Below are 13,743 nucleotides of genomic sequence, written 5' to 3'. Positions count from 1 at the left end.
CCGGCGTCTTTCCGTTTCAAGTCGCTTGTTTTGTGATTGTCGCTCACCCCTTCGTGACTTTCTATTGAAGGGCGTTAGACGTTATTTTCCGGTTTGCATCCCGGCGGGATTGATCGCATCAATTCGTCTGGATCTCTTCCGGACAAAGGTTTTTGTAATGCCGCTGAAATTCCCCCTGTCGATATGTCTTCTCGGCACGTTGCTCGTCACCTCCGCGCAGGCGCAGGAGGCGGTGAAGGGCGTCGTCGAATTGTTCACATCGCAGGGATGTGCATCCTGCCCCCCGGCGGATGAGGCCCTGCGCAAGATGATCCAGAAGGGCGACGTCGTCGGTCTCTCCTACCATGTCGATTATTGGAACTATCTCGGCTGGACGGATTCGCTCGCATCCAAGGAAAATACCGAACGGCAATACGGTTACATGCGTGCACTCGGCCGCAACGGGGTCTACACGCCGCAGGCCATTCTGAACGGCCGTGACCACGTAAAGGGCGCGGATGTGCGCGGGATCTATGACAGGCTCGACTCGTTCAAGCGTGAGGGCAAGGGATTGAACGTGCCCGTCTCGTCAAAATTTGCGGGTGATGAGGTGGAGATCGATATCGGTGCCGGCAGCGGCAAGGCCGATGTCGTCGTCGCATATTTCACCCGGGAGCAGACTGTGGATGTGCAGAAGGGTGAAAACCAGGGGAAAAAAATGTCCTACTGGCACAGCGTTTATGACGTGCAGACGGTCGGCATGTGGGACGGTTCGCCGATGACGGTAAAGCTGCCGGCGAGCGTGGTGGCCAAGGTAAAAAAGGGCGGCTGCGCCGTGCTGTTGCAGACGGCGAATGCAAGCGGTGATCCCGCGGCAATTGTCGGTGCAAGTATTTTATTGGGGAGCGAAACGCCATAATCGCCGATCTGGCGATTGAAGATCCGGTCCGGGCACTGGGGGCTGGGGGTAAAGGGTCAATGCACCGGACCGGGTCATCTTGGTGCCTAGGCATCAATTGACAATGCGACTATTCCACCCAATTCAGGCCATGGTTTGACCGAAATACGGCAGGCGCCCGTAAAATGGGTGCCTAAATGGTTACCGTTTTACCCTGCTCTTGCGCGGGACGGTTTGTCGGTGATGTTGGGGCAGATGCTCGTTGTCGCATTGTTTTCCTGCCTGCAGAGCTTTCGAAGCCGAGAAACCCCATCTGGTTCCTGTGAGCGCCGTAAGTCGACAACACTTGCAATTTCGAGCCGCCAAGCTCACATTGATCTGATGATTTGGGTGGAATCGGAGGTACTGGATGACCGATCAACCGGATGTGCAGCAGGCTCAAACCGCTTCACGCGACAGCTCCACCGTTATCGATCTCCGTGAATACAAGAAGAACAAGGATCCATTGCCGGTGACCTTTCACCGCCGCGAGCTGGATGCGATTTTGCGCATTTATGGCCGCATGGTGGGAGAAGGGGAGTGGCGGGATTACGCCATCGATCATCTGAAGGAAAAAGCGGTGTTTTCCGTCTTTAAACGGTCGGGAGAAATGCCGCTCTACAGGATCGAAAAGAACCCCAGGCTGGCGGCGAAGCAGGGAGCTTACAGCGTCGTGAATGTGGATGGCCGCATTCTGAAGCGCGGCCACGAGCTGCCGCAAGTCCTCAAGGTTTTCGACAAGGTTTTGAAACTTATCGAATGAGCTCCAGTAACGTCAGTCTCCTGCCTTGACGGACGATCAGGCGCATTGAGCGAAATGAGGTAATAAAAAAGGCGACCCTGAGGTCGCCTTTCTTTTTTCCGTAGGACCCAATCCCTTAGTCGTCGCGGTTCCCGAGGAACTGCAGGAGGAAGGTGAAGAGGTTGATGAAGTCGAGATAGAGCGTCAGCGCACCCATGATGGCCTTGCGGCCGGCGACGGCAACATCGTCGGCATCGAAATACATTTCCTTGATCTTCTGGGTGTCGTAGGCGGTCAGGCCTGCGAAGATCAGCACGCCAATCGCGGAAATCGCGAACTGCAGCGCGGAGGATGCAAGGAAGATGTTGACGATCGAAGCGATGATCAGACCGAACAGGCCCATGATCAAGAACGAACCCATGCCAGACAGGTCCTTCTTGGTCGTGTAACCGTAAAGCGAGAGCGCACCGAACGAAGCCGCGGTCACGAAGAAGGTCTGCACGATGCTCTGGCCGGTGTAGACCAGGAAGATCGAGGAGAGCGAAACACCCATCAGCGCGGCGTAAACCCAGAAGGTCGTCTGCGCAGCGGAAACGCTCATGTTCTGGATGCGGAAGCTAAGGAAGAAGACCAGTGCCAGCGGAGCGAGCATCACGACCCAACGAAGCGGCGACGCGAAAAGCAGCTGCTGGACAGCCGGATTGGAAGCGGCGAGCGTATAAGTGCCGAACGCGGCAACGCCGGTGATGACCAGAGCCAGCGCCATAAGGTTGTAAACCTTGAGCATATAGGCGCGAAGACCTTCGTCGATCAGCGCACCAGACTGTGCACGCGTCTGCGCCATGCGGTTCTGGTAGTTATTAAAGTCAGCCATTGTTTCCTCTTTTGAGCTCCGTAATTGCTACGGTGTCGGGATACCTCCCGGGCGCCGCTGCGGAGCTTCAGCAAGCCTGCTCAAGAATATGATGGCAGAACGTGTTCGATACAAGGCCTTTTCCCGCCGAAAAGACACCGTATGCGCGAAAAGCGCTCACGTTTTGGCGATCATTACAAAGAATTAATCGTTAAAGTTAAGCGGCGCACAACCGATGATCATTCACCGGCCTGTCTGAGAACGGGTGCTGCCTTCTGCCCGAGAATCCGCCAGGTGCCGATGAGGCCGATGCCCACAGTCATCACAAGGGCGACGACGAGGGTTCCGATTGCCACATCCGGCAGGAAGCTGGAGGGTAGCTTCATGATGCGGGCGATCACGAACCATGCGGAGACACCGCCGGCGAAAAGCGCGAAGACGGCGGTGGCGAGACCGAGGATCATGTATTCATAGGAGAAGGCGCGTATGAGCAGGCTTCGCGTGCCGCCCAGCGTTTTCAGGATGACGGCGTCATGCGTACGGGCGCGATTGCCGGCCGCAAGCGCGCCGGCGAGAACCAGGACGGACGCAATGAGCGCAACGGCTGCGGCGGCGCGGATCGCGGTCGCGAGCTGGCCGACAAGCCGGTTGACGACGTCGAGCGCATCCTTCACGCGGACGCTGGTGATTGTGGGATAAGTATTGGTGACAGCGCGCAATATGCGGCCTTCGTCGGCCGCAGTTGCGGAAGGATCGGCAAGTGTTGCCAGCCAGGCATGGGGCGCGCCGCGGAAAGTATTGGGCGAAAACACCATGACGAAGTTGATCGACAGGGATTCCCATTCGACATTGCGCAGATTGGCGATCTTCGCCGTAATGCTGCGGCCAAGCACGTTGACGGTGACGCTGTCGCCGATCTTCAGGCCCAGATCACCCGCCTCTTTCGCTGCGAAAGAGACCAGCGGTTCGCCGCTATAATCCGGTGCCCACCAGGCGCCGTCCGTCAGCTTGGCATTTTCAGGAATGTTTTCGGAATAGGTGATGCCGCGGTCACCACGCAGCACCCATCGCCCGGACGAGGGTACGTCCATTTTCGTCACGTCTTCTCCGTTGAGAGCGAGGATGCGGCCGCGCAGCATGGGCACTTCCGTCAGGGTGCCATGCGGCGCTTCCTGTTTGAGCAGATCGCGGAAGCCTTGCACTTCGCTGCCCTGAATATCGACGAAAAAGAAATTCGGCGCTTTCTCCGGCAGGCTGTCCGTTAGTTCGCGGCGCAGGTTGCCGTCGATCAGCGTCAGCGTCACGAGGAGGGTCAGGCCGAGGCCGAGAGAAAGAACCACCGAGGGGGTGAGTGCGCCCGGTCGGTGAATATTGCCGATCGCCAGTCTCAGCGCAGCCGAATGAACGCGCGGACTGCGCTTGGCTATGGCCTTTACGCCGGAGGCGACCAGCCGCAGCACTACGAAGGCAAAGGCAATGGCCGCGAGGAAGACCGAGGCTATGAAACGGTCTTCCGCCGAGAAGACAGCAAGGGCCGCAAGCGCCGCCAGAAGCGCACCGGTCGCGGTCAGATAAGGCCAGGACGGCCAGCTTCCCTCCTCGAAACCCTGTTCGCGGAAGAGCGCCGTAGCCGGCACCTCGCGTGCCTGACCGAGTGGTACGATGGCGAAGGCGAGTGTCGTCAGGAGGCCGAACAGGGCGGCGAGACCGAGCGCGCCGGGATAGAAGGCAAGTTCTTCCGGCACTGGCAGCACGCCCTCCAGAAACCGCATGGCGATGAGTGGCGCAACGGCACCGACCACAAGCCCGATGACAATGCCGACGGCCGCAATGAAGGCGATCTGGAAGAGATAGGTCATGGTGACCACGGAGGCCGGCGCACCCAGGCATTTCAGCGAGGCGATGGTGGTGCGCTTGGAATCCAGAAATGCGCGAACGGCATTGGCGACGCCGACACCGCCGACGATCAGGGCAGTGAGGCCAACCAGCGTCAGAAACTGCGAGAACCTGTTGACGTTTTCGGTGAGCGACGGGGCAGCCCGGTCGCTGGTGCGGATCGACCAGCCGGCATCGGGAAACGCCTTGTTGGCTGCATCGGTCATTGCCGCCCGTGCTGCAGGATCGTTCAGCTTGATCTTGTAGGCGTGTTCCACGAGACTGCCCGTCTGGACGAGACCAGAGGCGAAAAGGGCGTCGCGGCTGACCATCAGTCGAGGAGCAAAACCGAAACCATCAGATAGGGCATCCGGCTCATCGATCACGGTGCCGTTCAGTTTCAACGTCACATTACCGAGCAGAATCTCATCGCCGACCTTGATTCCGAGCCGTTCCAGTAAAAGCGGCGCGGCAATCGCGCCATAGGTGTCGCCATTTCCGGCCAGAAGCTCGCTCAGCGGCCGGTTCGGCTCGGCCACGAACGTTCCATAGAGCGGGTAGGAGCCGTCAATGGCCTTTACTTCCGTCAGGGTCTGTTCTGAGCCATTCGCGAGGCGCGCCATGGAGCGTAGACCGGTGGAAACCGCGACGGTGCCGAGACTATCGAGGTAAGCGCGCTCTTCTTCCGTCACTTCCCTGTTGCGCAGTTCAAAACGCACGTCGCCTGCCAGTATGGACTGACCCTCCGTGGCGATGGCGCTGGTGACCGCGCGCGAGACGGAATTGACGGCGGCGATGGCGCCGGTTCCCAGCGCGATGCAGGCGAGGAAGATGTAAAAGCCCCGCAGGCCGCCGCGAATTTCGCGCCGCGTGAGCCTTGCGGCGTTTCTGACATTTGCAAAAGACGGAAGAAAGATTCCGGTCATGCGGATACCGCCCGAGCCATCTGTGAGCGGGCGCTGTCGCCCTCGATTTCGCCGGAGCGAACCTTGATCTGCCGTGAGCATCGGGCCGCCAGCGAGGGATCATGGGTAACGAGGATCATCGTCATGCCGCGCTCGGCCTGTTTGGCAAACAGAAGATCGGCGATCTGTTTGCCCGTGTCGGTATCGAGGTTGCCGGTCGGTTCATCGGCTATCAATACGGCTGGCGACGGGGCGAGTGCGCGGGCGATGGCCACACGCTGCTGCTCGCCGCCGGAGAGCTGGCCGGGATAATGATTGAGGCGCTCGCCGAGACCGACAGCGACCAGTTCACGCTCGGCGATTTCGAACGGGTTCGGAACGTTTGCCAATTCCAGCGGCACTGCGACATTTTCCAGTGCGGTCATGTTGGCGATGAGGTGGAAGGACTGAAAAACGATGCCAATGTTGCGGCCGCGGAAATCCGCGAGCGCGTCCTCACCGAGCTCGTGCAGCGGCGTATCCGCAATGATGATTTCGCCGCTGTCGAGCCTCTCGAGCCCGGCAAGCACCATCAGAAGTGTCGACTTTCCCGATCCGGAGGGGCCGACGATGCCAACCGCCTCGCTCTCTCTGATTGAGAGATCGATGTTCTTGAGAACGTGGACGGAGGCAGCGGCATTGCCGAGCGTGAGGTCGGCTTTCTTCAGCTCTATGATGCTTTTCGTCACAATTCTCGTTCCTATATAGGGTGATGAAAACGGTCTGGCGGTAGATGCGGTCAGTATTTCAGGCAATGGGAACCAAGTTAGGAAAGCCGTGATGAGATTTAAAGCTGCCCTGTTTCACTTCATCGTCATTTTCGCCACCGCCCTTTCCGCCACTGCTGGCTTCGCCCAGGAGCGGACATTGCAGCTGGTTGGCCTCGGCGACAGCCTGATGGCCGGTTATCAGCTTCCCCCGACTGACAGCTATACTGCACAGCTTGAAGCTGCATTAAAGGCCAGGGGGATCAATGTCGCCATCGCCAACGCAGGTGTGTCCGGTGACACTTCCTCAGGCGGTCTGGCGCGGGCGGAATGGTCTGTTCCCGATGGCACTGACGGCGTCATTCTGGAACTGGGCGCCAACGACGCCCTGCGGGGAATTCCGCCGGAACAGACCGAAAAGAACCTCGACACCATCATTTCCGGTTTTCAGAAGCGCAACATAGCCGTGTTGCTGGTCGGTATTATGGCGCCGCCAAATATGGGCGATGATTATGCAAAGCGCTTCAATCCGATATTCCCGAAGCTTGCGGAAAAATACAACCTGCCGCTTTATCCCTTCTTTCTGGATGGCGTGGTGACGGATGATGCGCTGAAGCTGGACGACAAGATGCACCCCAATACCAAGGGGGTGGCAGTGATGGTCGAAAAATCTTTGCCGGCTGTTGAAAGCTTCATCAAGACAATCGGTGCGCAAAAAAAATAAGCACTTGCGCCCGTCTGCATTGCGTGATTCGCTATGCTTGTTCTGCCAAGAGATTCGGGGAGCTCGCCATGCCGAGACTGTTTACCGCCCTCGAAATTCCGCGCAATGCGGCGATGAGCCTCTCATTGTTGCGCGGTGGTCTGCCGGGAGCCCGGTGGATCGATGTGGAGAATTATCACATAACCCTTCGTTTTATCGGTGACATCGACGGTCGTACCGCCGATGAGGTCGTTGACAGGCTGGACCGGATAGACCGGCCGGAATTCCAGCTCAACCTCACCGGAATGGGCTCCTTCGGCTCCAAGAAGCCGCATTCCATCTGGGCTGGCGTTTCTCCCTCGCCCGAAATGCATGCGCTGCAGGCGGAAATCGAGAGAATCTGCCAAAGGATCGGTCTCCCGCCCGATCCGCGCAAGTTCATGCCCCACGTCACGCTGGCGCGGTTGCGCTCCTCCCGCGTGGACGATGTGGTGCAGTATCTTTCCGGACGCGGCAACTTCCGCACCTCACCCTTTACGGTCGGGCGCTTTGTGCTGATGTCGTCGAAGGAATCGGTGGGTGGCGGACCCTATATCGTCGAAGAGGTGTTTCCGCTTCACGAGGCGCGGTCCAGCTCGATCTTTTCGAGCAGCGATCTGCATCCCGCCAAAAGCATGTTGTAAACTGTGAGGAATCCGTCCTCGGCCCCGTAATAGGGATCGGGGACGTTCTCGCGACGCCCGGCGGCATATTCCATGAAAAGATGGATTTTGTGCCGGTGCCTTTCGGAACTCAATCGCAGCAGGTTCGCCAGATTGTTTTCGTCCATGGCGAATACCAGATCGAAGGTCTCGAAATCCGCCGCAGTGACCTGTCTCGCCCGTTGAAGTGAAATATCGATACCGTGCCGGCGCGCCATGGCGATGGATCGCGGATCGGGTGCGTCACCCGCATGCCAGCCGCCGGTGCCGGCGGAATCGATGGTAAGCCGATCAGACATGGTCGCGCCGTCGGCAAGGTGTCGCAAAACCCCTTCGGCCAGCGGGGAACGGCAGATATTGCCCATGCAGACAAAAAGAATAGCTGTATGTTTCATGGAATATGGGTCGATCCGATCGTTGAAGCGTTAATGGGTCTCAAGCGGAGGCAAGTTCATGAAATATCCCAGACTCGAGCCGGACGCCATCCGGCAGGCCCTGTCTAAACTCGAGGGCTGGTCCCTGCGCGAGGACGGAGCGGCGATCGTCCGTTCCTTCAAGTTTTCAAGTTTTGCGGAAGCCTTCGGTTTCATGGCCGAATCCGCACTTGTCGCGGAAAGGCTCAATCACCATCCCGAATGGTCCAATGTCTATTCGCGGGTCAAGGTCTGCCTTACCACCCATGATTCGCAAGGTGTGACGGAGCGGGATTTTCTTCTGGCCGAGGCCATGCAGAAGGCGGCTGCGGGCCGAAGCAATTGAACGGCGGACCTTAAATCCCATATAATAGCCGTGACCGGAGGACCGTCGATCATGGATGATGTGAAAATCGGTGAAATTCTTCTGCCGGGTGAAACCGACAGGGAGCGTGAGCGCGAAGAGGTTGTTCGGACCAGGTTCTGGCCGAAGCTGAAACGTGTCATGTCGAAAGTGCCGTTTGCCCGCGATGCGGCCGCGGCCTATTACTGCGCGATCGATCGCGACACGCCGCTGCGCGCCAAGGGTATCATCCTCGCTGCGCTGGCTTATTTCATCATGCCTTTTGATGCCGTGCCGGACATGCTGGCCGTCGTCGGTTTTACTGATGACATAGCCGTCATTACCGCAGCGCTCGCGATGATCCGCGCCAATATCAAGATGGAACATTACGACGCGGCTGACGCCATGTTGAAGCGGCAGCAGGAAGCCGGGTAACGCCTCTGTGATCTGCCCGTTCGGGCGCGCCCGACGGGCGACAAATTCTTGCCTGAATTTATGTGTCATACACACGGAGGAAGGGTGTCGCACGCCCTTCTCCTCAGGGCGTCGGGAGTCGCCAATCTGTAACACTGCAAGACGTTTCCGGCATTTTATGCATGTTGTTGACGGTTTGGTAACCGCTTCCCGACCACAATGAGAAAAGACGATCCGCACCTGAACGTGGCCGATCCAGACTCTGGGCTCGCCGATGCTTCGGGCCAATGGAAGACAATAACCCGGCAGGAAATTCTATGTTTGTAAGAAGTGTAGCAACCGCAGCGGCCATTTTGCTGACCAGCGTCGGCGTAGCATCTGCACAGTCGCCCACGCGCATCCAGCAGTTCAATGCTTGGGGTGCCTATTCGTACAAATCGGGCAACAGCACCGTCTGCTACGTTCTTTCCATTCCCACCGCCAAGGAACCGGCGAGCGTCGACCACGGCGATATATTCTTCATCGTCTCCCAGCGCCCGGGCCAGAACATCTCCTATGAGCCGCAGGCCATGGTAGGTTATCCGCTGAAGCAGGGTTCGAAGGTCAATGTGACGATCGACAACAAGAATTTCGTCATGTTCACCAAGGACAAGGCCGCCTGGGTTGAAAACGCTGCGGAAGAACCGGCTCTCGTGGCTGCCATGAAGGGCGGCAAGTCCATGACCGTCAAGGCAGTTTCCGGCCGTGGCACCGCAACCTCCTATTCCTATTCGCTGTCGGGTATTTCGGCTGCTCTCAAGCAGATCGAGAGCTGCAAGTAACGCTGACCCTTCATCGCGTTTGGCAATGGCCGGTCCTCGACCGGCCATTTGCGTTTTTGCCAGTTTGATGCTAAAGGCGCGGCAATATTGACAGGCGGATGCGCGAAAAGTGCTCCGCCTTTGATTTTCTCGACATGCAGACGATTTTCCGCCTTCCCGACAGGCCGGTCGTGCGACGCATGGAACGATGGGATAACGTGATGTCCGTAATGCAAGCTCCTGCCGGTCTGGCAGTCAAAACCCCGCTGATCGCCAATAGCGATCTCATGTCCGGCAAGCCGTCGCTGATCGGCATGACCCGTGAGGAGATGGGTGAGGCGCTCGCGGAAATCGGTGTGCCGCAAAAGCAGGTGAAGATGCGCGTCAGCCAGTTGTGGAACTGGCTTTATGTGCGCGGCGTCTCCGATTTCGACAATATGACCAATGTCGCCAAGGAGCTTCGCGAGAAGCTGAAGGCGGCCTTCACCATCGCTCGACCTGAAATCGTCGAGGAGCAGATCTCCAATGACGGCACCCGCAAATGGCTGATGCGTTTTCCGCCGCGGGGCGCTGGTCGTCCCGTCGAGATCGAAACGGTTTATATTCCGGAAGAAGGGCGCGGCACGCTGTGCATTTCGAGCCAGGTGGGCTGTTCGCTGACCTGTTCTTTCTGTCACACCGGCACGCAGCGTCTGGTGCGCAACCTGACGGCCGAGGAAATCCTCTCGCAGCTGTTGCTGGCGCGTGATCGGCTCGGTGATTTCCCCGATGGTTCGACGCCGGTTGGCGCTTATGTGCCGAGCGAAGGCCGCAAGGTCTCCAACATCGTGATGATGGGCATGGGCGAGCCGCTCTACAATTTCGAGCATGTTAAGACCGCGCTTCTGATCGCCACCGATGGCGATGGCCTGTCGCTTTCCAAGCGCCGCGTCACACTCTCCACCTCGGGTGTGGTGCCGGAAATCTTCCGCACCGGCGATGAGATCGGCGTCATGCTTGCGATTTCGCTGCATGCGGTGCGTGATGAGTTGCGCGACATGCTGGTGCCCATCAACAAGAAATATCCTCTGAAGGAACTGATCGAAGCCTGCCGCAGATATCCGGGCCTCTCCAACGCCCGGCGCATCACCTTCGAATATGTGATGCTCAAGGACGTCAATGACAGCCTGGAAGACGCCAAGATGCTGGTGCAGCTTCTGAAGGGGGTTCCAGCCAAGATCAACCTCATTCCGTTCAACCCGTGGCCGGGCACGAATTACCAGTGCTCGGACTGGGCGCAGATCGAGAAGTTCGCCGATTTCATCAATCAGGCAGGTTATGCCTCGCCGATCCGCACGCCGCGCGGCCGCGATATCCTAGCGGCCTGTGGTCAGCTGAAGTCGGAATCCGAGCGCATGCGCAAGACCGAAAGGCTGGCTTTCGAGGCGATGATGATCGCCAACCATGGCGCAGACGACTGAATAAGCCGGTTTTGCCTCATAAAGCTGGGTTTCCGGCGGTTCTCCGATTGATTTCGGCCCGTCTTGTTCCTAAGAAGACGAAAACAGGGAACTAACAGGAGGATATCCATGCGCGCATTGATTCTGGCTCTCGCCGCTGCGAGCGCCATCGTTCTGCCGGCGAAGGCTGAAACCGTCACCGTTGCCGTGACCGCCATCGTCGAACATCCGGCACTCGATGCCGCCCGCGATGGCGTGAAGGCTGCCCTTGCCGAAGCGGGCTACAAGGAAGGTGAGAACCTCAAGTTCCTTTACGAATCCGCGCAGGGCAATCCCGGCACCGCAGCACAGATCGCGCGCCAGTTCGTTGGCGAGGCACCTGCTGTCATCGTGCCGATTTCCACGCCGTCCGCCCAGGCCGTCGTTGCCGCCACGCGCGACATTCCGGTCGTTTTCACGGCGGTTTCCGATCCGGTCGGCGCGCAGCTCGTCAAGGATATGCAGAAGCCGGGCCGTAACGTCACCGGCCTTTCCGACATGTTGCCGGTCGGCGAACATCTGGCGCTCATCAAGGAAATCTCGCCGAACGCCAAGTCCATCGGCTTCATCTACAATTCGGCCGAGGCAAACTCCGTTTCGACACTCGCTCTCTTGAAGACCGAGGCCGAGAAGGCGGGTCTCAAGGTCGTTGAATCCGTCGCCACCAAGTCGGCAGAGGTGCAGGGTGCGACCCGTGCGCTGGTCGGCAAGGCCGACGTGATCTACGTTCCGACTGACAACACCATCGTTTCGGCTTTCGAGGCTGCTGCCGGTGTTGCGTCTGAAGCCAAGATCCCGCTTTATGCCGCCGATACGGATTCCGTTGCTCGCGGTGCGGTTGCTGCCCTCGGCTTCAACTATTTTGACGTTGGCAAGCAGACCGGCGCCGTCGTTGTCCGCATCCTCAAGGGTGAAAAGCCGGGCGATATTCCGGCAACCGTTGCTGTTGGCACCGATCTCGTGATCAACAAGAAGGCCGCTGAAAAAGCAGGCGTCACCTTCCCCGAAAGCGTTACGAAGCGCGCCACCAAGGTCATCGACTGAACCGAAACCTGACTGAATAACGGGCGGCGGCAAACTCGCCGCCCGTTTTACGTGGCACGAGACGGTGCCCGTATCCGCCCGATGGCGGCAATAACAAGGACATTACCGTGAGCCAAATCGCCTTCTGGGGTGCCGTGGAGCTGGGACTGGTCTTCGCTTTCGTGGCGATCGGCGTTTACCTCGCTTTCCGGGTGCTTGATTTTCCTGACCTGACCGTGGACGGTTCGTTTCCGCTTGGCGCTGCCGTGGCAGCCGTGCTGATCATCGCCGGTCTGAATGCCTGGGTCGCGACGGCGATTGCGATGGTGGCCGGTGCGGCTGCCGGCATCGTGACCGCCACACTCAATGTGCGTTTCAAGATTCTGAACCTGCTTGCCTCGATCCTGACGATGATCGCACTGTTTTCGGTCAACCTGCGCGTGATGGGAAAGCCGAATGTCGCGCTGCTCAATCAGGACACGATGATATCGCCGTTTTACGGCCTCGGCCTTTCTGAATATCTGGTGCGGCCGCTCTTCGTCGGCGCTTTGGTGCTGATTGCGGTCATTCTCGTCTGGCGTTTCCTTGAAAGCGATGCGGGTCTTGCCATGCGCGCGACGGGTGCCAATGCCCGGATGGCGCGGGCGCAGGGCGTGAAGACCGGTAGCCAGATCTATCTTGGCATGGCGCTTTCAAATGCGCTTGTGGCTCTTGGTGGTGCGCTGTTTGCCCAGACCAATGGTTTTGCGGATGTGACTTCCGGTGTCGGCACCATTGTTGTCGGGCTTGCGGCCGTCATCATCGGTGAAACCCTGTTTGGCGCGCGCGGCATCCTGATCGCGCTGATCGGCTGTGTCTTCGGCTCCATCGCCTATCGTCTCGCCATCCAGCTTGCTCTGTCGAGTGATGTGTTGGGTCTCAAGGCGTCCGATCTCAATTTTGTAACGGCGGTACTGGTGGCCATCGCATTGATCCTGCCCCGACTGCGCCGCGGGGGAGCAACATCGTGATTTCGCTTTCCGACATCCAGGTCGTCTTCGGGCGCGGCACGCCGCTGCAGAAGCAGGCGCTATCCAAGATAGACCTCACCATTGAGGATGGTTCGTTCGTCACGGTCATCGGTTCCAATGGTGCGGGCAAATCCACACTTCTCGGTGTTCTGGCCGGCGATGTGCTGCCCACGGCAGGCAGGGTGATGATCGGTGGCGCCGATGTTACCCGCAAGCCGACCGCCAGCCGGGCGGGGCGGGTGGCACGCGTGTTTCAGGACCCGCTGGCGGGCAGCTGCGGCGCGCTTACCATCGAGGAAAACCTCGCGCTGGCGGCATCACGTGGTGAACGTCGCGGTCTTCTGCCTGCGCTCGGACGTGGCCGGCGGGATTTTTTCAAGGAGCGTATCGCTTCGCTCAATCTCGGTCTGGAAAATCGTCTGAAGGACCGCATGGACCTTCTGTCGGGCGGCCAGAGGCAGGCGGTCTCTCTCGTCATGGCGACACTGTCAGGCTCGGACGTGCTTCTATTGGACGAACATACGGCAGCGCTCGATCCCGGCATGGCGGAATTCGTGATGGAATTGACCCGCAAGGTGGTATCGGAGCGCAAGCTGACGACGCTGATGGTCACCCATTCCATGCGTCAGGCGCTGGACTATGGCACGCGCACGATCATGCTGCATGCCGGTGAGATCGTGCTCGACGTTTCCGGCGACAGCCGCAAGGATCTTGAGGTGGAGGATCTGATCGACATGTTCCGCAAGATACGCGGCCAGAAGCTCGATGACGATGAGTTGCTGATCGGTTGATTGTAAAAAGGCGCCGTAAGGCGCCTTTTT

At 58.8% G+C, this 13,743-nt stretch carries 15 protein-coding genes; 11 read left to right on the top strand and 4 right to left on the bottom strand.

Translation table 11 applies throughout. The features are described 5' to 3' along the window. Positions 1-157 precede the first annotated feature (157 nt). Entirely contained in the window at positions 158-898 is a 741-nt protein-coding gene (locus tag EGT36_RS05130) for a DUF1223 domain-containing protein (protein ID WP_006698259.1), read from the top strand. 388 nt (positions 899-1,286) lie between these two features. Beyond that, positions 1,287-1,679 carry a DUF2794 domain-containing protein gene (locus EGT36_RS05125; protein WP_004443903.1) on the top strand — a complete coding sequence of 131 codons (393 nt, stop codon included), beginning with the start codon at positions 1,287-1,289 and terminating at the stop codon, positions 1,677-1,679. A 115-nt stretch (positions 1,680-1,794) separates the two neighbouring features. On the opposite strand, the gene EGT36_RS05120 is transcribed toward EGT36_RS05125, so the two are convergent. The 3 genes from EGT36_RS05120 to EGT36_RS05110 all read right to left on the bottom strand — a co-directional run bounded on the left by EGT36_RS05120 (position 1,795) and on the right by EGT36_RS05110 (position 6,019). Continuing rightward, positions 1,795-2,532, bottom strand: coding sequence for a Bax inhibitor-1/YccA family protein (locus tag EGT36_RS05120; protein WP_006698258.1), 738 nt, complete (start codon positions 2,530-2,532; stop codon positions 1,795-1,797). A 218-nt stretch (positions 2,533-2,750) separates the two neighbouring features. Beyond that, positions 2,751-5,312, bottom strand: a complete 2,562-nt coding sequence (locus tag EGT36_RS05115; RefSeq protein WP_037090180.1) for an ABC transporter permease — start codon at positions 5,310-5,312, stop codon at positions 2,751-2,753. Continuing rightward, a complete protein-coding gene (locus EGT36_RS05110; RefSeq protein ID WP_037090183.1) occupies positions 5,309-6,019 on the bottom strand; it encodes an ABC transporter ATP-binding protein in 711 nt (236 codons plus the stop codon). Before EGT36_RS05110 ends, EGT36_RS05115 begins: the two co-directional genes overlap by 4 nt. 91 nt (positions 6,020-6,110) lie before the next feature. Between EGT36_RS05110 and EGT36_RS05105 the strand changes: the two genes are divergently transcribed. Then, a complete protein-coding gene (locus EGT36_RS05105; RefSeq protein WP_037090185.1) occupies positions 6,111-6,761 on the top strand; it encodes an arylesterase in 651 nt (216 codons plus the stop codon). 68 nt (positions 6,762-6,829) lie between these two features. After that, on the top strand, positions 6,830-7,423 hold the full coding sequence (thpR, locus tag EGT36_RS05100) for an RNA 2',3'-cyclic phosphodiesterase (protein WP_004443895.1): 594 nt from the start codon (positions 6,830-6,832) through the stop codon (positions 7,421-7,423). Here the strand turns inward: thpR and EGT36_RS05095 are convergent. Beyond that, the gene (locus tag EGT36_RS05095) at positions 7,357-7,836 is read right to left on the bottom strand and encodes a low molecular weight protein-tyrosine-phosphatase (RefSeq protein ID WP_037090188.1); all 480 of its coding nucleotides are present in this window, start codon (positions 7,834-7,836) and stop codon (positions 7,357-7,359) included. The genes thpR and EGT36_RS05095 overlap by 67 nt on opposite strands. Positions 7,837-7,894: 58 nt before the next feature. On the opposite strand from EGT36_RS05095, the gene EGT36_RS05090 reads away from it, so the two are divergent. From EGT36_RS05090 to EGT36_RS05060, 7 genes are all read left to right on the top strand, one after another. Beyond that, complete coding sequence (locus EGT36_RS05090; protein ID WP_003505045.1) at positions 7,895-8,200, top strand: 4a-hydroxytetrahydrobiopterin dehydratase; 306 nt, start codon at positions 7,895-7,897, stop codon at positions 8,198-8,200. A 51-nt stretch (positions 8,201-8,251) separates the two neighbouring features. Then, positions 8,252-8,632: a YkvA family protein gene (locus EGT36_RS05085; protein ID WP_037090190.1), complete on the top strand. Its 381-nt coding sequence runs from the start codon at positions 8,252-8,254 to the stop codon at positions 8,630-8,632. A gap of 296 nt (positions 8,633-8,928) precedes the next feature. Continuing rightward, the gene (locus EGT36_RS05080; protein ID WP_003523183.1) at positions 8,929-9,432 is read left to right on the top strand and encodes an invasion associated locus B family protein; all 504 of its coding nucleotides are present in this window, start codon (positions 8,929-8,931) and stop codon (positions 9,430-9,432) included. A gap of 266 nt (positions 9,433-9,698) precedes the next feature. After that, positions 9,699-10,871 (top strand): dual-specificity RNA methyltransferase RlmN, encoded by a 1,173-nt coding sequence (rlmN, locus tag EGT36_RS05075; RefSeq protein WP_077987047.1) that lies wholly within the window; start codon positions 9,699-9,701, stop codon positions 10,869-10,871. A 108-nt stretch (positions 10,872-10,979) separates the two neighbouring features. Beyond that, positions 10,980-11,933, top strand: coding sequence for an ABC transporter substrate-binding protein (locus EGT36_RS05070; protein ID WP_037090194.1), 954 nt, complete (start codon positions 10,980-10,982; stop codon positions 11,931-11,933). A 107-nt stretch (positions 11,934-12,040) separates the two neighbouring features. Next, the gene (locus EGT36_RS05065; protein ID WP_004443879.1) at positions 12,041-12,922 is read left to right on the top strand and encodes an ABC transporter permease; all 882 of its coding nucleotides are present in this window, start codon (positions 12,041-12,043) and stop codon (positions 12,920-12,922) included. Beyond that, positions 12,919-13,713 (top strand): ABC transporter ATP-binding protein, encoded by a 795-nt coding sequence (locus tag EGT36_RS05060; protein WP_022556955.1) that lies wholly within the window; start codon positions 12,919-12,921, stop codon positions 13,711-13,713. Before EGT36_RS05065 ends, EGT36_RS05060 begins: the two co-directional genes overlap by 4 nt. The last annotated feature ends 30 nt before the right edge of the window (positions 13,714-13,743 follow it).

This window comes from Agrobacterium sp. FDAARGOS_525 (assembly GCF_003938925.1).
Lineage (GTDB): Bacteria > Pseudomonadota > Alphaproteobacteria > Rhizobiales > Rhizobiaceae > Agrobacterium > Agrobacterium pusense.
The sequence above is the reverse complement of the archived record's forward strand: the minus strand, read 5'-3'. Positions and strand labels throughout refer to the sequence as shown.

What these genes read in the sequence shown, in the direction of transcription:
- EGT36_RS05130 (WP_006698259.1), top strand. Translation starts at nt 158, where the DNA reads ATGCCGCTGAAATTCCCCCTGTCGATATGTCTTCTCGGCACGTTGCTC.
- EGT36_RS05125 (WP_004443903.1), top strand. Translation starts at nt 1,287, where the DNA reads ATGACCGATCAACCGGATGTGCAGCAGGCTCAAACCGCTTCACGCGAC.
- EGT36_RS05120 (WP_006698258.1), bottom strand. Translation starts at nt 2,532, where the DNA reads ATGGCTGACTTTAATAACTACCAGAACCGCATGGCGCAGACGCGTGCA.
- EGT36_RS05115 (WP_037090180.1), bottom strand. Translation starts at nt 5,312, where the DNA reads ATGACCGGAATCTTTCTTCCGTCTTTTGCAAATGTCAGAAACGCCGCA.
- EGT36_RS05105 (WP_037090185.1), top strand. Translation starts at nt 6,111, where the DNA reads ATGAGATTTAAAGCTGCCCTGTTTCACTTCATCGTCATTTTCGCCACC.
- thpR (WP_004443895.1), top strand. Translation starts at nt 6,830, where the DNA reads ATGCCGAGACTGTTTACCGCCCTCGAAATTCCGCGCAATGCGGCGATG.
- EGT36_RS05095 (WP_037090188.1), bottom strand. Translation starts at nt 7,836, where the DNA reads ATGAAACATACAGCTATTCTTTTTGTCTGCATGGGCAATATCTGCCGT.
- EGT36_RS05090 (WP_003505045.1), top strand. Translation starts at nt 7,895, where the DNA reads ATGAAATATCCCAGACTCGAGCCGGACGCCATCCGGCAGGCCCTGTCT.
- EGT36_RS05085 (WP_037090190.1), top strand. Translation starts at nt 8,252, where the DNA reads ATGGATGATGTGAAAATCGGTGAAATTCTTCTGCCGGGTGAAACCGAC.
- EGT36_RS05080 (WP_003523183.1), top strand. Translation starts at nt 8,929, where the DNA reads ATGTTTGTAAGAAGTGTAGCAACCGCAGCGGCCATTTTGCTGACCAGC.
- rlmN (WP_077987047.1), top strand. Translation starts at nt 9,699, where the DNA reads ATGTCCGGCAAGCCGTCGCTGATCGGCATGACCCGTGAGGAGATGGGT.
- EGT36_RS05070 (WP_037090194.1), top strand. Translation starts at nt 10,980, where the DNA reads ATGCGCGCATTGATTCTGGCTCTCGCCGCTGCGAGCGCCATCGTTCTG.